This window comes from Microbulbifer agarilyticus (genome assembly GCF_020171345.1).
In the GTDB taxonomy this organism is placed as follows: Bacteria; Pseudomonadota; Gammaproteobacteria; order Pseudomonadales; family Cellvibrionaceae; genus Microbulbifer; species Microbulbifer agarilyticus_D.
Window position 1 is genome coordinate 472150 of the sequence record NZ_JAIUZM010000003.1, and the last position, 22365, is coordinate 494514.

Consider the following 22365-nt stretch of genomic DNA (forward strand, 5'->3'; position numbering starts at 1 on the left):
ATATCAGGGCCAGTCGAAGTCTAGTTCAAATTGCGCCAAGGCGAATGGATAAGCGGCAGGGCTAGTGCGCTGCTTGATAGCGCATGATCAATATGTCACGCCCTTGCTTCTGGTAGGTATGGAAGCGGTCAACAATGGCCGAAGGCAGGCCATTTTCATCGACTTCGGTGTAGCCGAGGGATTCGTAAAAGGGCACCAAATGCCGGTAGGGGAAGGTGAAGGTGCTGTCGTCGTAGGCTTCTGCCATATGTCGCAACAGGAAGCGCGCCACGCCTTTGCCGCGGGATTCTTCCGCGACGGCGACACCAGCGAGTAGCTGGCTGTCGGTGAGTTTGCGCAGCGAGCCGCAGGCAATAATCTGCTTTTGCGCGTCGCGCACCACCATGCAGGGGTCGTGGCGCCGCGCTTTGCCGCGAAACTTGTGTGCGCGATAGAACTTGTTGGCTAACGGCATCTCGGCATCGGTGAGCCAGTGTGCGGTAAATGCCTTGCCAGATCGGTTCAAATCCATATCGCTCTCAGTCACGGAAAACGGCGGCGCCAGTATTTGTTTGGCGAATTAGAAGCGCAAACGCAGGCCCAGTGCGCCATCTACGCCAAAGCCTTCCTGGTTTTCATTATCGCTGAAGGCGAAGTTAGGCACAGCCTGGACATAGGCTTGCACACTCGGGGCAATCCCAAAGGAAAGGCCGATCGGCAGGCGCACGCCGGCTTTGTCATTGTAACTGTCATTGCCGCCATCCTCATAAAAGCCGCCCGCATCAATGTAAACGTAGGCGGTACCGCGGTCATTGCGGAAGTTCTGCAAGCGCATATCAACGGCGATCGCATCGCTGTTCACGAAAATCGAGGTGCCGCGGATTTGTGCAGTGACGCCGACGCCGAGATCGTACGCGAGACCCAGGCCAATACCGTTCTGGTTGGCGAAGGAGGGCATGCTAATGACGGCAGTGAGCAGCGGAAGAGCGAATCTGAGAAGTTTCATAGGTACCTCGTGAGGAAAGACATCATAGGGGCGCAAGGCGCGTAGTATATCGATCGGCAGAAATGTTGATTTGTTTCAGGTCACAGTTTCTTTTGGGACCGAAAACACCTTGTTCTCGTGTGGGGAATGGCGTCGGAGATGGTGAGCGCGGTAGAATTGATTCGTCAGGTCACTACGCATCGCGTTGCGTCACTGGCCAGTCACTAATCCGTCGAGTTGTCTGGGGCCATCCCACGCTATGCCACGCGATATCTGTCCCACCTGCCAGCGGCCGCTCCGTATGTGCTATTGCAGCGCGTTGGTGCATATGCCCAGTCGCATCAAGGTGCTGATCATTCAGCATCCGCAAGAACAGAAGCATCCGTTCAACACGGGACGCATGGCGCACCTTTGTTTGGATAACAGTGAATTGGTGGTGGCGGAAACCCTTTCGGAAGAATTCCTGCAACAACGGTTAACACCGCGCTCTGCGTTGTTATACCCATCTTTAAGTTGGTTGCCAGTAGCGGAATTGGTAGAGCCCGGTACGCTCCAGAATGCGGCGCTGGAGCAATTGGTTGTGATCGATGCGACCTGGCGCAAGTCGAAGAAAATGCTGCACTTACAGCCGCTATTGCAGCAGCTACCACGTGTGAGCTTTTCCGGGGAGCTGGAATCCCAGTATCAGGTGCGTAAATCGTCTATGGAAAACAGCCTGTCGACCATCGAGAGCATTGCGCTGGCGCTGCAGGAACTCGAGCCGAGGGGCGATTTCACGCGCTTGTTACAGCCTTTCGAGAAGATGGTTTCTTTGCAGCTTTCGGGTATCAAGCGCTGACCACGAGCAATCTTTGGGGCACTTTTCGATATAGGTGCTCTGATCAGTGCCTTTCGATAATGTACCCCGCAGTTTCCCTGTCTGTTTGGTGCCTGTATTCATTCTCAGAGCGTCTACTTCGCTCAAAAAAGATCCAGCCTCCGCCCATCGCTGTTCGTTTTTCGACCTGCGGCGCCCCAATAAAAACAGTCAGAACTGTTTGTTACTCCTGTGCGTCTTTGGTATGGTAACGGCGGAATTCGGTTGTATTCCAGCACTGATGAGAGTGAGCGGGACTAAGGGGTTTACCCGCGATAACGATAAATAGCCACTTGTCTCGAAGGAATGATAACAATGAAGCGATACTTTGCATCGATAAGCTGCTTCCTGCTCGCCAACTTTGCGGCCCCGGTTGTTGCACAAGAGAACCAGCCGGAAGCGGAGGTGGGCATCGAGCACATCACCGTCACCGCCACCAAGCGGGAAGAAAATATTCAAGAAGTTCCGATATCCATCTCTGCCTTTGACAAAGACTTCTTCAAAGATTCCGGTGAGACGAATTTTAACGCGCTGGAGCAATATACCCCGAGCCTGAAGATTCAGTCCGGACCAGACACAAGAACCACATCTCTTCGCATTCGAGGTATTGGGTCAGCGGGCTCTAATGCCGGTATTGACCCGAGTGTTGGTGTATTTATCGATGGCGTGTACCACAGTCGTGCGGGTATGAATATTAACGATCTGGTGGATATCGAACGCGTGGAAGTGCTGAGAGGTCCTCAAGGCACGCTTTACGGTAAGAACACCGCGGCGGGCGCCATAAATATTATTACTTCCAAGCCGACCGCCGACTTTGCGGCCGAAGGCGACCTGGTTTTCGCCAGCAACAACCGTAAAGAAATGAGATCTATGGTAAACCTGCCGCTTGGCGACACGGGTAATGCCATGCGTATGAGCGCATTCGCGATTAAAGGTGACCACCTGTATAAAAACACTTTTAATGGAGAGGGCGTCAACAACGCCGATAAATGGGGTGTTAAGACGCGCTTCCTGTTCAACTTTGAAGACAGTGAGCTGTTGCTTAATGCCGACTATTCGAAGGAAAACACCGACTGTTGCGCATTGGCGGTGATCGACTACAACGGTGTGGCGCCGATTATGATTGGCACGCCGATGACCAATAACCCCTCAGCTATGCTGCCCGGGCTGCCATACAATGCTCTCGAGTCCGCGCCCGGCAGCATTGGTGCTCCCCCCCAGGCAGATCCTTTTGGTGATGACTATTGGTTTAATGATGCCCTGAAAAATGATGTCGAGGTAGGAGGGCTTTCCGCTGAATGGACGTATGATGGGGCGGAGTCCCACAGCGTCACGTTTATCAATGCTGTCCGGACCTACTCGTCTAACAGCAGCTACGATGGGGATTTCACAGCCTATGATGCTGCCTCGGCGGCGGTTACAGAAGAGGATTTGAAGCAGTATTCCACCGAACTGCGTGTGGCTTCGCTGGGCGACAATACCGTGGATTATCAGGTGGGTCTCTACGGTTATTACGCTAACTTCGAAACCGAAGGCAGTCTCGGTTTGAATGAGACGGTGCTGCTGAATTCCCCGCAACTGCAGGCGGGTATGCCGCCGCTCTCCGCGATCCTCGGCAGCCGCTCGCAGAATATTGATATCAACGAATACTCCACCAGCGCCTTGGCGGTGTTCGGCCAGCTGGAGTGGAACCTCAGTGACCAGTTGAGTGCTACCCTCGGTGTTCGTGTGACCCAGGAAACAAAAGAGCGCACCGGAGCGCAGCGTACTCTGCGCACGCCACTGCCCGGCCTGCCACCAGAATCGCTGCCGCCGTTCCAGTATCTGCCGTTTGACCTTGCACCTATTGCTGGTGCGGATGTCGACTTTGATCAGAAACGCTCCGATAGCGATATTTCACCATCGTTCAACCTGCGCTATTTCATCAATGACGACGTGATGGCCTACGCCAGTGTGAGCAAGGGTTTCAAGTCGGGTGGCTTCGATCAGCGCCGTGTGCCGGTACAGGTCTTTGGCCGAATCAATGGTGGCAACGACAGTGCCGGAGAGTTTGATGAAGAGGAAGCAACCAGTTATGAACTCGGTTGGAAAAGTGTTCTGCTGAACAACCGCCTCACCTTTAATGGCACCCTCTACCTCGTAGATTATGATAACTTCCAGGCGCAGGCGTTTGACGGAGCGAGTACTACCGTAACCAATGCCGGCTCGCTGGAAAGTTATGGTTCAGAAATGGATATCCTGTTCGCTGCGAGCGAGAACCTCACACTGGGCACAGCGATCGGTTACAACAAGGCAGAATATAAAGAGTTTGATAATGGTCAGTGTACCGCGATGGATTCTCTGTTCTGGTCCCTTGCCAATCCGACGCTTCCTTGCGTGGCAGACCTTGCCGGGAAACCTCTGGACAATGCACCTGAGTGGACCTACAGCTCCTATGCGCAGTACGAGCGACCACTTGCATCCGATCTGCTGATGATTGCCCGCATCGAGCACAATTTTGTAGACAGCCACTATTTGGACCAGGATCTGGACCGCAACCTGTTCAACGAGTCAGTGGAATTGGTCAACCTCCGTTTAACGCTTGGGAATCTCGACCGAAGCTGGGAGGTGGCGGCATGGGGTAAGAACCTGTTGGATGAGGAGTATTTCCTGATGGGTATTGATATTCCCACGGTCGGTGGCTATGCCGGCTTCGCCGCTCCGAGATCCAGTTATGGGGTTACTGTGCGCCGTAGCTTCAACTAAGAAATTCGCGATTTAGTAAGCGCGCAGAGAAGTGGAGAGTGTTATGACCATTGCGGAAATCACCCGGCAAAACGTTCAGTCGCCAACCATCAAAGGAAACTTTGCGGCGCAGGAAAACGAGTATGATTACTGGGTGACGGACATCGAGGGTAAGGTGCCTGCCGACCTTACCGGCTCCTTTTTTCGTAACGGTCCCGGCCGTTTGCAACTGGGCGGCGAGCCGGTAGGGCACTGGTTCGACGGCGATGGCATGATTGCGCGTACCACGTTTGCCAACGGTAAAGTCCATTTTTCTAATAAGTTCATTCGAACTCCCAAATATGTGGACGAGACGGCGGCGGGTAAATTCTTGTACCGGGGCTTTGGTGGTGCACCCAAGGGCAACTTTTTCAAGCGTTTTTCCCCGCCCGCCAACCCGGCCAATACCGGTCTGATACTCCACGGGGGTAAGTTCCTCGCCCTGAACGAGGGTGGGCGTCCTTACTCCGTCGATCCAGCCTCCCTCGATACCTATGGGGAATTCACTTACGACGGCAATCTCAATAAGACCAATGTGTTCAGCGCACACGGTAAGATTAACCCCAAAAATGGCTACTACTACAATTTTGGGCTGTGTTTCGATGTCGGCTGGGGAGGACTAAAACCCGGGTTTGAACTGTATAAAATCGACCCCAGCGGCCACATGGTGCAGCGTGCACGCTTCGCCCTGGACCACATGCCGTTGCTGCATGATTTCGCGATGACGGAAAACTACGCGATATTTATTCAGTCATCGGTGTCCATGCAGGGCAACGTATTGATGACGATGCTGAAGAATGAGTCGTTTGCCGACCTGATGCTGTATGACAAGCATCTTATCAACAAGCTTGTCATTATCGACCTGCACAGCCTGAAGCTGGTTGATACCATCGAGATTGATCCCATCGCCTGTCTGCACTTCGGCAATGCGTATGAAAAAAATGGGGAAATTCATTTCGACCTGATGGAAACCAATGAGGGTGGCTTTGGAACGCCAGATCATAAGATCGAACCCATGGATCTGTTCTCAGACGATGTGAATTTCCGCTCTGGTGCGGCTCGCTACAAGCGCTGTGTCGTTAACCTGAAGAGCCGACGTTTCCAGAGCGAATATATTGACGATGCGATTGAAGGAGAGTTTCCCCAGTGGGACTGGACCCGTACCACTTTAGAAAATCGCTACGCCGTCGCTACTGGCTATACCGGTGAAGGCCCCAAGACCTACTTCAATGCGATACAGAAGATTGATCGCGAGACAGGAAAGGTCGAAGTGCATGATTTTGGTAGTTACCGTTACACCGGTGAACCCCTTATGGTGGCCAAGCCGGGCGCTGGTGCAGAAGACGATTTCTACTGTCTTTGCTATGTCTACAATGGCAACACGGACAAGTCTGAAGTCATCGTGATCGACAGCAAGGATTTTGACGTACCGCTTGCCACCATCAAACTCGATTTCCATATTCCCCAAGGCTTCCACGGAATGTTTAGCCCAAAAATTTTTCTGTAAGCAGGAATCACGCTCTCTGTCGTTCCATTGTCAGTTGGAATCTCTGGCGGGTAGGCTATTTGGCGAGCGCGCCGCCAGGTTTGTAGCTAATATTGGCGGGTGACCAAATTTTCCCCCGTGTGTGCCCCCTTGGCACGCGGTATATATGTCTCTCTTCGGGGTGCCCCGGTCATACTTCTGATCATTGCGGAACGGGAATTTTCGAGGATGACAGCTAAACAGGCGCCAAGCTCTTGCTGGACGATACGGCGGTTGGCGTTCGATGCCTGACACTCTACTTGACGCTATTGGACTCAAGTACAGTTACCGTTACGGAACGAGGCATGTAGCGGTACTTGACGATGTCTCGTTTAGGCTGCGGAGCGGCGAATCTGTCGCAATCATTGGTCCATCCGGATCTGGCAAGAGTACGCTGCTCAATGTCTTGAATGGGCTGCTGATCGCCGAAGCCGGTGAGCTGCGTATATTTGGGCAATCTGCACAGACACTGTCTGAAAATGACTGGGCACAATTGCGCCGCAGGCACATTGCCACACTGTTTCAGGACGGCAACCTTATTCCCACCCTCACTGTTTCTCGCAATATAGCCTTTCGCGCCAGTTTGGCGGGGCTTTTAGAGAATGATGGTGCGGCGCTAATGAAGCGTTTGGGCATTTCTGACACCGCTGGGCGGTATCCCGATCAACTCTCTGGCGGCCAGCGTCAACGCGCGGCTCTGGCCTGTGCCTTTGCCATGCGGCCGAAGCTGATCCTCGCGGATGAACCCACCGGCAGCCTGGATTACGCCACCGCCCAGCGGGTTACCCCCCTGTTCTTTGATGCCATTCGCGAGCGCGATGTGGGCGCACTGATTGTCACTCATAACCCGGAATTAGCCGAGCGCTGCGACCGGATACTGGAGTTGCGCGAAGGAGCCCTGCGTCCATGGGACTCGGCACTGTCTTCCTGAGCCACTACCGCCGCCATCCAGTACAGCTACTCGGGCTGTTGCTGATTCTGGTATGCGCCGCAACCCTGTGGAGTGGCGTGCGTGCGCTGACCGATTCCGCCGCAAGCGCGGCAAAAAAATCCAGCGAGTTACTGGAGCCATTACTGCGTATTGAGCGTGAAGATGGGCTCGCACTGACGGTGGAAGATTTCGCTGCTCTACGTCGCGCCGGACTTTGTGTGGCACCACAATTACGTGTGCAGTTTGCAGGCCGCGCAGTGCCCGATGTTATTGGTATCGATCCGTTTACTGCCGGCTGCCTGCGACAGTTCAGTGATTCCGGTGCGGAGCGCGAATCCGAATCTAGCGCCGATACAGCGGTGGTTGAAACGCTCATTGTCTCCTGGGATAAACCGTTGTTACTTGGCGCCGCGGAAGATTTCGAAAAATGGAGAAGGTTGGGGCTTCCGGGATCAGAGGAGATTGAATTTGAAGCGCTTGAAGGTGTGCCGCGGAATCAGCTATTTGCGGATATCTCCGTCGCGCAGGGATTTGCACCGGGCAATCGACAAGAACTTGCCATTTTACTGCCCGGCGCAGAACAGAACGGAAAGAAACTCCCGATCGGCTACCGCACCGAGGTGGAAGACTATGGCATTGAACCGGCGCCACTGGTCGACGCGTTTCTGCTTAGCCTGAATGCGCTCGGCGTCTTAACGCTATTGGTGGCGGCGCTATTGGTGCGCAGCGTGTATCGTTTCGCCCTCGAGCAGCGGCGCCGCAGCCTCGATATTCTGGTGCGCTGTGGCATCCCGCAGAATAAATTGCGTATCGCGCTGATCGTCGAAGTGCTGTTAGTAGCGCTAATCGGCGGGACCATTGGCGTATGGCTGGGGGAGCGCCTGGCTTCCGGACTTGCCGATGGATTTTCCGGAACGCTCAGTGGTCTTTTCAGTGTGCAGGCGCTGGCGCAAAGTCGCCTCACGCTTATGTCCTGGTTCGGCATGGTGTTGATCCTGGCAGTTGTTGTGGGCTGGGCCTGTTTTGATTTGCTTACAGTCTCAAGCCGACAAGGTATAGACAAGAACCCGTTTCGAGCCACTTCCGAGCAGGAAACAGGTGAGGGTAGGCGGCGCAATTGGCGGGTTCTGCTCGCGTTGTTGTTGATCGCGATCTCGGTAGTTACATTGCTTTCCACTTTTACCCTTTGGTTGATTTTCGCTGCGACCTTGGGGTGCCTTATCGGCTGTGGGATGTTGCTGCCAGAAATGCTGAACGGGCTGCTGGGTTTTGCCGAGCGCGTTACCGTTCGGCCGTTGCTGGAGTGGTCCTTTTCAGAAATGCGCGCCCTGTGTCGTTTGCTGAGCCTGCCGCTTACTGCACTCGCCTTTGCCATCGCTACCGCGATTGGTGTGCAGGCGATGGTTTCTGGCTTTGAGTCCACGTTTGATCGCTGGCTGGACCAGCGCCTGCAGGGCGATCTTTATCTGGACCCCGGACGGCCAGTGGATACAAGTGATTGGCAGCAGCGCCTGCAAAAATTGCCCGGCGTTTCCGCGGTGTTGCCCATGGTCCGTGGGCGAGCGGTGTTGGAGTCCAGTCAAGCCCCGATTCAGATTGATGTATTCGCCATTGACCCAGAGTCACCGCTATTGCAGGACTGGCCATTTCTCAGTACCGAGCAGGACCTCTGGCAGCGTGTGAACAGCGGAGGTGTACTGATCAATGAGCAACTCGCGCGGCGGGAATCACTTGGATTGGGGGATAAGGTCCAGTTCAAGCTTGGCGGCACAACGGGTACTCGCACGGTTGTTGGCATTTACGCGGACTATGGGCGCCCTCAGGGCGAGCTCATGTTGCCGTTGGCACAAGTGAACGATGCACTGCCGGAGCGTTACACCCGTTTCGTTCTGGGATTAACCGACTCCGCCGGCGAGGGTTGGCAGGATTGGCCGGAGCAATATCCTTGGCTGCAAAAGACCGACCTGCGCGATCAACAGGAACTCAAGCAGGCTGCCAATGCGGCCTTCTCGCGCACCTTCCAATTAACCCGATTGCTCAATGGGCTGACGCTGGTGTTAGCGGGCACCGCACTTGCGTTAATGGGCCTGGTCATTTTCCGCTTACGCCAGAGCAGTTATACCTTGCTGTTTGTCAATGGTGTGCCGCGCGCAAGCCTGCGTCGCCGTCTGGTAGCCCACAGCATTCTGGTAACCGGCTTGCTGGCCATACTGGCCGTGCCACTCGGTTTGTTCTTGAGCTGGGTCCTGGTAGCGCGGGTAAACCCTGCGGCCTTCGGTTGGGCATTGCCGCTGCATTTTTACCCTGGCTTTTGGCTCCAGGTTTGGGGTGTATGCCTGCTGATTGGCTTGGGTGTTGGTCTGCTCGCTGGTAACCCGGTACGGCTGGAGACGCTCAAGAATGAATAGCCGACCACTCGTTACCATCTGGTCCATCACTCTCGCGCTGTTGCTTCCGGCATGTAGCGATGCGCCGTCGACGTCATCTTTCATGAGTGCATTGACTGATCCCCCCGAGGGCTTTAAGCAGGCGCACCCGGGGATGCAGATCCGGTTCCCACAAGATATGGGAGTACACCCGGAGTTTCGCCTGGAGTGGTGGTACCTCACCGCGAATCTGGAGAGTGAGGGCGGCGAGCAATTCGGGGTGCAATGGACCTTGTTTCGCAACGGCATTAAACCGGGCCCGTATTACAGCAAGGAGCAGGGCAGAATGCTCGATTGGCAGCGCAACGAAGTATGGTTCGCGCACGCCGCGGTGAGCCGTCCCAACCAGCATTGGTTCGCGGACCGTGCGGCCCGTGGTGGCAGTGGGCAGGCTGACGTTACTGTCGATCCCTTTACTGCCTGGATCGATCACTGGCAGTTGTCATCGGATGAGGATGGCGACTGGAACCTTGAAGTGGCAGAGCCGAAGTTCCAGTTTCGCCTTCGCATACAGCCGCGATTACCGCCAATCTTCCACGGTGAACAGGGCTTTAGCGCTAAGTCGGCTGGCGGCGGAGGCTCCATGTATTTCAGCTATCCGGATCTGGCGATTGAAGGCGAGATAGCTATCCTCGATAACGGCAAGACCGAAACCTTTACTGTAACCGGGCAGGGCTGGTTCGACCGTGAATGGAGTAGCCAATACCTGAAAGAAGACCAGCAGGGGTGGGACTGGATGGCCCTGCACCTGGATGACGGCCGTCACCTGATGCTGTTCCGCGTGCGCGGAGCGGAGGATTTCTATTCGGCCACACTGGTTGCCGCCGATGGGGCTACCATGGCACTGAATTCAGACGATTTCACCCTTGCTGCCACCGACTACCGTAAAACCCGCTTCGGCCAGGTGCCGGTAGTGTGGCGAGTTGCGGTGCCTACGGCAAACCTCGAACTCGACGTACACTCCTGGCCAGGCGAATACTGGAATGCAGGTGCAATGCGCTACTGGGAGGGCCCGGTCACAGTTAAGGGCAGTCATAGCGGCGCTGGGTATCTGGAAATGACCGGGTACGGTGATTAACGCCACTTGTTGTAGGAAAGTCAGGCCGGCTTACCTACAATACGCCGCCTTTCTTTAAACCTCGCTCACCTGAGTCGACCCAAACCCCATATTCGAGCCTATACCGTGACTTCCTCAACTTCCGATAACGCGCACCCTAAAGATTTCCAGTCCCTGCCTCTGAAGCCCGCCTTACTGAAGAACCTCAAGGATCTGGGCTACGCCCAACTGACGGAGATCCAGGCGGCGGCATTGCCGGCGATGGTGGCGGGCGAGGATGTGATCGGCCAGGCTAAGACCGGTTCCGGCAAGACGGTGGCGTTTGGTCTCGGGCTACTGCAGAAATTGCGTGTCGAGAAATTCCGGGTGCAGGCGCTGGTATTGTGTCCGACCCGTGAACTGGCGGATCAGGTGGCGCGTGAGCTGCGTAAACTGGCGCGCGCGATTCATAACATCAAGATCCTGACCCTGTGCGGTGGCATGCCATTCGATCCTCAGATCGGCTCCCTGAAGCATGGTGCACATATCGTGGTGGGTACGCCCGGCCGTATCGAGGATCACCTGCGCAAAGGGAATCTCGATCTGAGTGGTGTGGAGACTCTGGTGCTGGATGAAGCCGATCGTATGCTCGATATGGGCTTCCAGGCGGTGCTGGACCAGATCCTTGCCACCTTGCCGAAGGACCGGCAGACCCTGCTGTTTTCCGCCACCTACCCAAACACCATTGATGCGCTCGCCAGTCGCGTGCTGAGCAATCCGGTCAAAGTGGAAGTGGCTGCAGGCCACACCAAAAGCACCATCGAGCAGAAGTACTACCGGGTGCAAAACAATGAGGCGCGACCGGCCGCGCTGTATCAATTGCTTGCCAATCACGATGCGTCTTCGGCCCTGGTGTTTTGCAACACCAAAAAGGAAACCGAAGAAGCCGCCAATGCACTCAAGCGCTCAGGTTTCGCCGCGCTCGCTCTGCATGGCGATATGGAGCAAAAAGAACGCGACCGCACCCTGACACTCTTCGCCAATGGCAGCGCGTCGATTCTTGTGGCGACCGACGTTGCGGCGCGCGGGTTGGATATTGAAGAACTCCCCATCGTAGTGAACTACCACCTGTCGCGAGACCCGGAGGTGCATGTGCACCGGGTTGGCCGTACCGGACGGGCAGGGCAGAAGGGCGTGGCGATCTCTCTGGTAAGCAAGAAAGAAGTCTACAAACTGGAGCGGCTGGAAGAGTTGATGGGGCAGGAAATTCCGTTGCTGGATGTGCCCGATGCACCACACGGGTTTGCGCCAGCACGCCCAGTCATGACAACTCTGCAGATTGATGGTGGCAAGAAGCAGAAAGTCCGGGCCGGCGATGTGGTCGGCGCGCTGACCGGTGAAGGTGGTATTGATGGCAAGCAGATCGGCAAGATCCAGCTATTTGATTTCTCCACCTTCGTTGCAGTAGAGCGCCCGGTAGCCAAAAAAGCACTAAAAAAGCTCGCCAATGGCAAGCTTAAAGGACGTAACTTCCGCGCACGGATCGTGGGTGTATGAGTCACTACCCGCTGGTATCAGGGTAACTGCCTGATACCAGCGGGCCGCGAACAACCCACTAGCCTTTCAGCGCGTTCGCGCTTATTGCTCGGTGCTTTCCAAATGTCCCTTGCCGAGCAGGTCCAGATAGAAGGCATACTCCAGAGCGCGTTCCTTGTTGCGGCGGAAGCGACCAGAGGAACCTCCGTGCCCGGCTTCCATATTGGTATGGAAGAGCAGCTGGTTTTCATCGGTTTTTAGATCACGCAACTTTGCCACCCATTTCATGGGCTCGAAGTACTGCACCTGAGAATCGTGCAGTCCAGTAGTGACCAGCATACTTGGGTAATCTTGCGCTTTTACCTGATCGTAGGGTGAGTAAGACAGCATGTAGTCGTAGCTGTCTTTGTTGTTTGGGTTACCCCACTCATCATACTCGTTTACGGTCAGCGGAATCGACTCGTCCAGCATGGTGGTGACTACATCCACGAACGGTACCTTGGCGGTAATACCACGGTAGAGTTCAGGTTCCATATTTACCACCGCACCCATCAGCAGGCCACCGGCGCTACCGCCGGATGCAAATACCTTATCGGAAGCTGCATATTTCTGTTCAACCAGCCCTTTGGTGACATCGATGAAATCGGTAAAGGTGTTTTTCTTGTTGAACATCTTGCCGTCTTCATACCAGGGGCGCCCCAGCTTTTGGCTGCCGCGAATATGCGCGATGGAGAAGACAAAACCGCGGTCCAGCAGTGAGAAGATGCTGGGAATAAACACCGGGTCGATGGTGTTGCCGTAGGAGCCATAACCATACTGCAGCATCGGGTGGGAACCGTCTTTCTTGAACAGATCTTTACGGTAAACCAGAGACACCGGGATGTCCTTGCCATCCCGCGCAGTAATACGAATGCCTTCGGCCTGGTAGCGGGTGCGGTCGAAATCGCCGAGCACCTTATCCTGCTTCAGCAGTTTGAGATCGCCTGTCAGCAGATCTGCATCGTAAATCGTGTTGGGCGTGGTGAGGCTGGAGTAGGAAATACGCACAGCATTGGCGGATACTTCCGGATTGCGGCTCAGAGAGAGCTGGTAGACCGGGTCGTTAAAGCTAACTTCGAAATCATCCTCATTCGATAAGCCGATAATGCGCAGTGCGGACTGGCCGTCGGCCCGTTCGACCACGGCCAGTCGACCTTCAAAGGTGGTGAAGTCCTCAAGCAACACATTTTTGCGATGTGGGATGACTTCCGCCCACTGGGACTTATCGCTGACAGTTTCCGTGTTTGCCTTCATCAGGCGGAAGTTTTCTGCCTGCCAGTTGGTCTGGATGAAGAAGTTTTCACCCAGCTTCTGTACAAAATATTCATGCTTGGGTTCGAGCGGGTGCAGCGGGGCGAATTCGCCATTGGGCGTATTGGCATCCAGGGCGGAAACACCTTTCACCAGCGTGGAATAGTGATGGATATAGATCATCGAACCATCACGCGACTTGGAGATATAGGTGTAGAAGGTGTTGTCCTTCTCCTCGTAGACGATCTGGTCTTCGCTTTGCGGCGTGCCCAGCTTGTGTCGCTTAACCTGATAGCCGAGCAGGGTCTGCGGGTCCTTGTTGATGTAGAACACGGTCTGGTTATCGTTCGCCCAGACTACCGTGCCTTCGGCGTTCTCCAGCTGATCATCCAGTAGTTCGCCGCTGTTCAGGTCCTTGAAGCGAATGGTGTAAATACGGCGGCCGACTTTGTCTTCCGGATAGGCGAGCATCGAGTTGTTTGGGGAGACCGCGGTTCGTGCCACATTGAAGTAGGATTCGTCCTCTGCCAGTGTATTCACATTGAGGAGTATTTCTTCTGCAGCTTCCAGGCTACCTTTCTTGCGCGCATGGATCGGATACTCACCGTCGGATTCATAGCGCGAGTAGTACCAATAGCCGCGTACCTTCACCGGTACCGAGGACTTGTCTTTTTCCAGCCGCCCGACCATTTCCTCATACAGTGCGTCCTGCAGCGGTTTGGTGTGCTGCATTATCTGGTCGACATAGTGGTTCTCCGCCTGCAGGTGCGCCAGCATTTCCGGGTCGCTACGGGAGTCGTCGCGCATCCAGTAGTAGGGGTCGACACGTTCGTGGCCGTGGATCTCCATTTTGTGCGGGACCTTCTTCGCCACAGGTGGGGCGACTTTAGGTGCCAGTGCACTGGTATCAGGGGAGGTGGGTTTGTTCTCGTCGGTGGGTTTGCCACAGCCTGTGGCCAATATTGTCATAGCTAGTACTGCTACCTGGGGCTTCATAGCATCTCCGGTGGATGATTATCGTTATACCGCGTACCGCCTTATCCTATAACAGTTCCCGTATCTATTGATATTCACTGCGGTAAAGCGACAGTGCGAGAGGATACGGGCGCCGGTTGCTCCTCGGGACGTCCTGCTGAGAAGTAGCTAACCTAACATGGATATGAGTATCTATATTTCCCCACTGGCCGTTTTAGCGCTGTCAGTGATTATTGTCACCATTCCCTACTGGCCGCTTTTCCAGCGCCAAGGGCACCCACCCATACTGAGTGTGTCTGCAGGTGTGGGTATTACGTATGTGTTTCTCGCGGTGTTACCCAAGATGGCAATGGTTCAGGCTTCACTGGCTGGCACGGTGGGTGAAGGGTCAATCTTGACGGTAGAGCGCCATGTGTATCTTGGCGCTCTAGCCGGTTTTGTCATCTTTCTCTTTATTGCCAACAAGGGGTTCTCCGAGCGTTCTCAGGTACCCGGATCGAAGCTGACACTTGGCGAAATCGTCGTCCTCTCCGTGTTTTCAATGTATTTCGCGCAGATCGGATTCTTGCTGGGGGAGTGGCCGAGTGAGTCACTACTCGGGTACTTTGCCTTAACCTGCGCCATTGGAATGCATTTCATCGGCATCAATTACCATTTGTGGAAGCGATACCCATGCCGTTATTCCCGATTGTTCCGTTGGTTTTTCTCCTGCAGCCTGATTATTGGCTGGGTAGGGGCTGGTTTCGCCGAGCAAGTCGGCGGTTTTGTGAAGCTTTCATCCATGTTCGTAGCGGGCGGAATTATCATCACGGCAATACGCGAAGAAATACCTAGTCAGGGTGAGAGCAATATTTTTTACTTTCTGACCTCCGTAGCGGTAACTACGGCTTTCATCTTGTTTGCTGAAGTTGTCTTACTTAAATGACGGCAACCCCCATGGTCGTCTGGGGGCGCTCGATTCGGTTGGTTTAGGCTTACCTGGGCGCGTGACGAAGGGCACTTATAGCGGAGGGACTGCAAAATATAGATAATGCCGCCGACTCGGGCCAGAGCCCTCTGAACCCTCCCCCCAGATTCCGGAAATACCCATGGAAATCAGCGTCAACTTCCTCGACAACCTCAGACTTGAAGCCAAGTTCGACGACTTTACGGTCATTACCGACCAGCCGATTCGCTACAAGGGTGATGGCTCGGCGCCGAGCCCGTTTGACTATTTCCTAGCCTCCTCGGCGTTGTGTGCGGCGTATTTCGTGCGGGTTTACTGTCTGGCGCGGGATATCCCAACCCACAATATTCGTCTCTCCCAGAACAATATCGTTGACCCGGAAGACCGCTATAACCAGATTTTCAAGATTCAGGTGGAGTTGCCGGAAGACATTTCGGAGAAGGATCGGCAGGGCATCCTGCGCTCCATCGACCGCTGCACCGTGAAGAAGGTGATCCAGACCGGGCCCGACTTCGAAATTGAGACTGTCGAGAACCTGGCGGAAGATGCGCAGGCGCTGTTGATGGTTTCCCCGGATGCCGAGCATCAGACCTTTATTGAAGGCAAGGACCTGCCGCTGGAGCAGACCATTGCCAACATGACCAAGATCCTCGCGGATCTGGGTATGAAGATCGAGATCGCCTCCTGGCGGAACATCGTGCCGCACGTGTGGTCGCTGCATATTCGGGATGCGGCTTCGCCCATGTGCTTCACCAACGGTAAGGGCGCCACCAAAGAGAGTGCGCTGTGTTCCGCTCTGGGTGAGTTTATCGAGCGCCTGAATTGCAATTTCTTTTACAACGACCAGTTTTTCGGTGAAGAGATCGCCAATGCGCCTTTCGTGCATTATCCGAATGAGCGCTGGTTCGAGTTGGAGGAAGACGATGCGCTGCCGGATGGCATCCTCGATGACTACACCCTACCGATCTACAACGCGGATGGTGAGCTGGCAGGTTCAAATTTGGTGGATACCAATTCCGGACGCATTGATCGCGGTATCTGCTCGTTGCCATTTGTGCGGAAGTCCGACGGCGAGACCGTTTATTTCCCGTCAAACTTGATCGAAAACCTGTTCCTGAGCAATGGCATGAGTGCTGGTAACACGTTGGCCGAGGCCCAGGTACAGTGCCTGTCTGAAATCTTCGAGCGGGCGGTGAAGAAGGAAATCCTCGAACAGGAAATCGCCTTGCCGGATGTGCCGCGTTCCGTGCTGGAAAAGTACCCGGATATCATTGAAGGGATTGAAGAGCTGGAAAAGCAGGGCTTCCCGATTCTGGTGAAGGATGCCTCTCTGGGCGGCCGGTTCCCGGTAATGTGTGTGACCTTGATGAACCCGCGTAACGGTGGGGTGTTTGCCTCTTTCGGCGCGCACCCGAGCTTACATGTTGCGCTGGAACGCAGTCTCACGGAACTGATGCAGGGGCGCAGCTTCGAAGGCCTGAACGATGTGCCACCGCCGACCTTTAATAGTCTGGCGGTTACCGAGCCCCATAACTTTGTTGAGCACTTTATTGATTCTACCGGTGTGGTTTCCTGGCGCTTCTTTAGTGCCAAGTCAGACTATGAATTTGTCGAGTGGGATTTCTCTGGCAATCATGTCGATTCCAACGAGACCGAAGCGGATCGGCTTTTCGGAATCCTCGAATCCATGGGGAAAGAGGTCTACATGGCTAATTACGAGGACCTCGGCGCACCGGCGTGCCGGATTCTGGTGCCGGGATATTCCGAAGTGTATCCGGTGGAAGACCTGATCTGGGACAACACTAATAAGTCGCTGGACTACCGCGAAGACATTCTCAACCTGCACCGTTTGGAAGACGAGGCGCTGGAAGATCTATTGGAGCGCCTGGAAGAAAGCCAGATTGATAATTACGAAACTATCATCACCCTGATTGGTGTTGAGTTCGACGAAAATACAGTGTGGGGTCAGCTCACGGTGCTCGAACTGAAACTGCTGATTCAGCTGGCTTTGCAGCGGTATGAAGAGGCGTTGGAGTCGGTAGAGGCATTCCTGCAGTACAACGACAACACGGTGGAGCGAGGGTTGTTTTACCGCGCCGTGCAGGCGGTACTGGAAATTGCGCTGGATGAAGACCTGGAGCTGGAAGACTTCGTCGACAATTTGCGCCGTATGTTCGGGAATGATGTGATGGAAGCTGCGGTTGGTTCGGTAGATGGCAGTGTGCGTTTCCACGGCCTCACGCCAACCAATATGCAACTTGAGGGCCTGGACAAGCATCTGCGACTGATTGCCAGCTATAAAAAGCTACACGCCGCGCGTGCCGAAGCGGCTGCGCAGTAATAGGTATTTGTGGATAGCAACAAGTGGCCGTTACGGCATCGCACACCCGCTAGTCGGGCTTTCTTCGCGGCCGGATCTGGCATTCAGCAGAAGAAAGCTCATTACGTGCAAGTCCTCAAAGCGTTGTTCGTAGGGCGGGTATACGGTTACGCCGTGCGGGAATGCGTTGAGGTGGCAGCGTGAACAGCTGAACCCTTTTTGGGTATAGGTCTCCAGCGTTGTATTGACCAGGTTTTCCGTGTTGGAATGCTGCGCACCTGGGATGCCTGGCCCCAGTGCGGGGTTGGGCACTTGCAGATTTTTGTTTTGGGTGCCGATCAACTGGTAGTAAGACCAGACGGAATTGCGCAGTAGCCACTGGTATTTTTTGTTGGCTATTTGCACATCGATGGGAATCGGCGTTTCCCGTGATACGTTGACTTGCTTGATGTCGGCTTTAGCCGGAAGTGTATCCCCTTGTTTGAAGGTATTCGGTATCAGGCCCGCTTCGCCCGTTTTTCCACCGACCTCGTAGCCGTTCGGATAACTTGGACTCGCGCTAGCGCCGTAATGGGATTCCGCTCCGGGGTTGAGTGCGGGATGCGCAGGGAGTGGAAGTGGATCGTGCAACCGCTTTTCCAGTCGCACATTATCCACGTGCTCGAAGGTAGAAGGCAGGTGCCCGAAAGGCGTTACCCGGTGAATATGAAATCCGATCAGGCCCATTAGGGTGGGCTCATTCAGGCCGCCATCCGGGAGCGGGAACTGTAATACGCGGCGAAAATAGCGTCCGGGAATATCCGCGTCAGGCCCCTCTGTTTTCAGTACCTTCCATGCAGCCTTTATTTCAGTAATTCCTTGCCGCGCATATACCGGTAAATCTCGCAGGTAAAATTCCAGGCCGGTCGGCAGCGGCTGAAAGTTACTGCTGTCATCGTGAGGGCCTTGGGCTGGTTTGGGTGCGGCGTTGTGCTTGTTTGCATAGTCGATGTAGTTGTCGACAGCAATCACCTGATTGTCCGCATCATAATATTTGAACTGCTTGATGTACTGAAAGTAGGACTGACTGAGCTTTACCTCTACCCGTACGAACTCTTTGTTCTGGTCCACCAGCGGGCCGGTGGGCACGTTGGCGTTGGTGTAGGGCTGGTTGATGCCGGGTGCAAATGGTTTCCCGTACACGTAGCTGTTGCTGTAGCAGGGTGGTGACGGCTCACGCTGTAAATTCAGGAACTCGGGGTTCCCCCAGTCTACCGGCCAGTATTTTGGCGGGGTGAAGGCCTTTTCCGGTTCCATGTAGGACTCCCAAACCACGATGGGGTGGGGTGCGGTGCTGTTGGCGATACCGGCTAGCTGCTGGTTAGGATCTGGCTTGCCGCCAGGGCCACCTTGCTTCCAGGGCCAGTTCAGGGCGATGAACGATTGCCATGCGAAGTCGTAGGTATCCTGTTGGCTTGCCGGTGGAGTCTTGTAATCGTCTGGGTTTGCAGGGTACTGCGGATGGTTCAGGTCGAAGGGGAGTAGCCACGGGGTCTGCCACTGGGGCAATGGGGTTGCGATTGTGGTCGTGGACATTAGCAGCGCGCAGGCAAAGGCCGCACAGGTTCTCGAAGGCACATTCATACTGCGATGCTCCACCCGGTACTACTTCCTATTGTGTTAAGCGTAGGATGAAAGCTCCGCGCCAGGGTTCAATACGGTGTCAGGCGCTTCTGGATCGATTACGGGGTACTAAACAAAGCGTGTAAAAATGAAAAAGGCGGCCGAGGCCGCCTTTTTAAACCGTAAAGGTTGGTTGGTCAGGGAGTCGCAGACGCAGCGGTGGTCGCTGGCGCCGGAGTCTCAGCCTTGGGGTAGCCGTCTTCATCCAGTTCAACAATCGGAATCTCCAGGCCTTCTAGGCTTTCCCGAATGTTCGCTGCATCGCCCACCACCACAATCGCCATGTTTTGTGGATCTAGCAGACCGGTGATGACCTTGTTCAGGGCATCGCGGTCCGTCTCCTTTAGCAACGCATTCTGCTGGGTGCGGTAGTCCAACGGCAGGTCATAGCGCAGGATATTATTTAGCAGGCTGAGCTTGCTGCTCGGCGTTTCATATTTACGGGCTTCCTGCTGGCCGATCGCAGAGCGCAGGTAGTTGAACTCTGTTTCGGTCATACCTTTGCTGTCGAAGTTTTCAAACTCGGTCAGTACTTCATTGAGTGCATCGGCGGTAGCGTCCTTTTTCACTTCTGAACTCAGCATGTACATGCCGTCCTGGGGTTCGCCGATCAGATAGGAGCGGGCGCCATAGGTGTAGCCTTTGTCTTCGCGCAGATTGAGGTTGATGCGGCTGTTAAAGTTTCCGCCCAGCGGGAAGTTGCCGAGGTAGGCGAGGTAGTAATCGCCGAGTGCGTCATACGGCAAGCCATGCTGGCCAACGCGCAGGCTGGACTGGGCCGCGCCTTCTTTGTTGACCAGATACACGGTACGACCATCAATTGTCGGCTTCTCCAAGGCAATCGCGGCGCGGGTTGGCTCCGATACTTCCAGCTTTGCCAGTTCATCAAGGGATTCGAGAATCCGCGAGTGTGGCAGGCTGGTGCTCACGGTGACGCCACTTAAGTGACGAGGAAAGTGCGCTTTGTAGTGCTGCTTCACGTCTTCAAGCGTGATGTTCTCCACCGTGCTCGGCAAGCCGTTACCTGGGTAGCTGAGCGGGTGCTCTGCACCGCGCATTACCGCGCCTACCGCGCGGGTTGCCAGCCCCTGCGGGGTTTTGCGCGCCTGCTGTAGGCCTTCGATGGTTTGTTGCTTGATGCGGTCGAAATCGGCGTCGGTAAACGCGGGTTTGAGCATACGCTCCATCATCAGCGGAACCGCAGTATCCAGGTGCTTTTCAAGCACATTCAGAGTCACTGTCGTTTCGTACTGGCCGCTATTCACGCTGACACTGGCGCCCAGGCGTTTCAGTGCCTCGGTAAATTCGGCTGCGCTGCGCTCGGTGGTGGCTTCGGTCATGAGAGACGTCATCAGCGAGGTCAGGCCGGCTTTACCGCGGGGCTCGTCCCGCTGACCGACATCGAACACGGCGCGCACGGTAATAGTCGGCGTTTCGTCATTTTGCACTGCGAGTAATCGGACGCCGTTCTCGAGCTTGCCATCCTGTATCGCAGGCAGCTCTACCTGGGGGTTAACACCAGGGGTGGGTTGTACACTGCGATCGAATGTATCTTTCACCGGACGCAACGCCAGTTCCTGGCCTTTATCCGCATAGGTTTCTGGAATCGTGCGCGTCCACTCATAATTTTGTTTGGCTGCAGCCAGCTCTGGCTTGCCGTTTGGCACGATACTGAGCAGGACGGAGGGTTGTTTGGCAATGTACTGGTCAAATACCCGCGTTACGTCATCGGTCTCGATGGCGAGGTACGCATTAATTTCTTTGTCGATACCTTTGGGGCTGCCGGTAAAGGTTTCGAACGCGGCCAGGGTGGAGACTTTGCCGGAGACCGATTGCAGGCCAAAGACGCGACCAGATTCGTAACCGGCCTTAAATTTAACCAGATCGTCTTCGGTTACACCGCGGCTGGCAAATTCCGTCAGTGTGTCGCGTACTGCCTGTTCCATTTCGGCGAGGGTTTCACCGGAAGCCGGATTCTGAATTACGATAAACCACATTTCGCAGGCCAGCTCTTTACAGGAGTGGCTCACGCTCGCCGATACAGCGCGTCCGGTCTGTACCAGACGTTGGTACAGCATGGAATCCTGACCCTGGCCAAGAATGGCTGCCGCAGCATCCAGTGCCGGTTCGTCAGGGTGACTGTAATGGACAGTGGGCATCATCATCGCCAGTGCGGGAAGGTGAATGTTGTCTTCCAGCGTTACATAGCGATCGGCGTCCAGCTTGGCTGGCTGCTTGGGCAGGTCTTTTACTTCAGGGCCCGCGGGAATTGGGGCGAAGTACTTGGATACCCATGCGAGGGTTTGCGCCTTGTCGATATCACCACCAATGGTGATGACCGCGTTGTTGGGTCCATACCAGCGCAGGAAGAAGCGTTTCAGGTCGCTCAAGTCGGCTTTGTTCAGATCTTCTAGCCAACCGATAACCGGCCAGGAGTAGGGGTGGCCATCCGGATAGGTTGAGGCAAACATGGTCTCAAGCGCGCGACCATAGGGGCGGTTGTCGACACGTTGACCACGCTCGTTCTTTACGGTTTCCCGCTGTACTTCGAATTTTTCTTGGGTGACTGCGTCGAGGAACACCCCCATGCGGTCAGACTCCAGCCACAGCACGGTCTCGAGCTGGTTGGCCGGCACGGTCTGGTAGTAGTTGGTGCGGTCGCTGTTGGTGGTGCCATTCATGGTACCGCCGGCTTCGGTGATGATGCGGAAATGCTCTTCATCACCGACATTCACCGAGCCCTGAAACATCATGTGCTCAAAAAAGTGCGCGAAACCGGAGCGGCCCGGATCTTCGCGATTGGACCCCACATGGTAGGTGACGTCGACGTGCACCAGCGGGTCGGAGTGATCTTCGTGCAGGACAACGGTGAGGCCGTTATCGAGCTTGTACTTCTCGTAAGGGATTGCAATGTCTGCGCCGTTGCCATCGAAGGTCTCTACCAAGGTAACACCAGCGGGCAGGGCCGCTTGCTGCTCGGCAGCCTTGGGTGTTTCCAGTTTGGCGGAATCTTCTTTGCTGACAGGATCAGAACTTTTACTACAGGCGGCCAAAATTGCGGATGCGAAAATCAGGGCGATTTTTGTGCGGTGCATGGCGGTAGAAGACCTTTTTATTTTGTTGGATTGCAGATCC

14 protein-coding genes are annotated in these 22365 nt (G+C 55.0%); 9 read left to right on the forward strand and 5 right to left on the reverse strand.

Annotated features, from left to right (window positions below):
* Nucleotides 1-61 precede the first annotated feature (61 nt).
* Both LCM31_RS12435 and LCM31_RS12440 read right to left on the reverse strand, forming a co-directional pair.
* On the reverse strand, nucleotides 62-511 hold the full coding sequence (locus tag LCM31_RS12435; protein ID WP_224870535.1) for a GNAT family N-acetyltransferase: 450 nt from the start codon (nucleotides 509-511) through the stop codon (nucleotides 62-64).
* 48 nt (nucleotides 512-559) lie between these two features.
* On the reverse strand, nucleotides 560-985 hold the full coding sequence (locus LCM31_RS12440; RefSeq protein WP_224870537.1) for a hypothetical protein: 426 nt from the start codon (nucleotides 983-985) through the stop codon (nucleotides 560-562).
* 238 nt (nucleotides 986-1223) lie between these two features.
* On the opposite strand from LCM31_RS12440, the gene LCM31_RS12445 reads away from it, so the two are divergent.
* From LCM31_RS12445 to dbpA, 7 genes are all read left to right on the forward strand, one after another.
* Entirely contained in the window at nucleotides 1224-1802 is a 579-nt protein-coding gene (locus tag LCM31_RS12445; protein WP_224870539.1) for a tRNA-uridine aminocarboxypropyltransferase, read from the forward strand.
* 333 nt (nucleotides 1803-2135) lie between these two features.
* Complete coding sequence (locus LCM31_RS12450) at nucleotides 2136-4565, forward strand: TonB-dependent receptor (protein WP_224870541.1); 2430 nt, start codon at nucleotides 2136-2138, stop codon at nucleotides 4563-4565.
* A 43-nt stretch (nucleotides 4566-4608) separates the two neighbouring features.
* Complete coding sequence (locus LCM31_RS12455; protein WP_224870543.1) at nucleotides 4609-6090, forward strand: carotenoid oxygenase family protein; 1482 nt, start codon at nucleotides 4609-4611, stop codon at nucleotides 6088-6090.
* A gap of 262 nt (nucleotides 6091-6352) precedes the next feature.
* The gene (locus LCM31_RS12460; protein ID WP_224870545.1) at nucleotides 6353-7039 is read left to right on the forward strand and encodes an ABC transporter ATP-binding protein; all 687 of its coding nucleotides are present in this window, start codon (nucleotides 6353-6355) and stop codon (nucleotides 7037-7039) included.
* The gene (locus LCM31_RS12465) at nucleotides 7015-9447 is read left to right on the forward strand and encodes an ABC transporter permease (RefSeq protein WP_224870547.1); all 2433 of its coding nucleotides are present in this window, start codon (nucleotides 7015-7017) and stop codon (nucleotides 9445-9447) included. Before LCM31_RS12460 ends, LCM31_RS12465 begins: the two co-directional genes overlap by 25 nt.
* Nucleotides 9440-10543 (forward strand): lipocalin-like domain-containing protein, encoded by a 1104-nt coding sequence (locus LCM31_RS12470; protein WP_224870549.1) that lies wholly within the window; start codon nucleotides 9440-9442, stop codon nucleotides 10541-10543. The genes LCM31_RS12465 and LCM31_RS12470 overlap by 8 nt, the downstream gene beginning before the upstream one ends.
* 105 nt (nucleotides 10544-10648) lie before the next feature.
* Nucleotides 10649-12058: an ATP-dependent RNA helicase DbpA gene (dbpA, locus tag LCM31_RS12475; protein ID WP_224870551.1), complete on the forward strand. Its 1410-nt coding sequence runs from the start codon at nucleotides 10649-10651 to the stop codon at nucleotides 12056-12058.
* Between the two features lie 81 nt (nucleotides 12059-12139).
* Here the strand turns inward: dbpA and LCM31_RS12480 are convergent, their stop codons facing one another.
* Nucleotides 12140-14296: a S9 family peptidase gene (locus LCM31_RS12480; protein WP_224870553.1), complete on the reverse strand. Its 2157-nt coding sequence runs from the start codon at nucleotides 14294-14296 to the stop codon at nucleotides 12140-12142.
* Nucleotides 14297-14480: 184 nt separating this feature from the next.
* Between LCM31_RS12480 and LCM31_RS12485 the strand changes: the two genes are divergently transcribed.
* Both LCM31_RS12485 and LCM31_RS12490 read left to right on the forward strand, forming a co-directional pair.
* On the forward strand, nucleotides 14481-15227 hold the full coding sequence (locus tag LCM31_RS12485; RefSeq protein WP_224870555.1) for a hypothetical protein: 747 nt from the start codon (nucleotides 14481-14483) through the stop codon (nucleotides 15225-15227).
* A gap of 163 nt (nucleotides 15228-15390) precedes the next feature.
* Complete coding sequence (locus tag LCM31_RS12490; RefSeq protein WP_224870556.1) at nucleotides 15391-17589, forward strand: OsmC domain/YcaO domain-containing protein; 2199 nt, start codon at nucleotides 15391-15393, stop codon at nucleotides 17587-17589.
* A 30-nt stretch (nucleotides 17590-17619) separates the two neighbouring features.
* Here LCM31_RS12490 and LCM31_RS12495 read toward each other — a convergent pair whose 3' ends face one another.
* A complete protein-coding gene (locus LCM31_RS12495) occupies nucleotides 17620-19143 on the reverse strand; it encodes a hypothetical protein (RefSeq protein WP_224870559.1) in 1524 nt (507 codons plus the stop codon).
* A gap of 224 nt (nucleotides 19144-19367) precedes the next feature.
* Nucleotides 19368-22325, reverse strand: a complete 2958-nt coding sequence (locus LCM31_RS12500; RefSeq protein WP_224870560.1) for a M16 family metallopeptidase — start codon at nucleotides 22323-22325, stop codon at nucleotides 19368-19370.
* Between the last annotated feature and the right edge of the window lie 40 nt (nucleotides 22326-22365).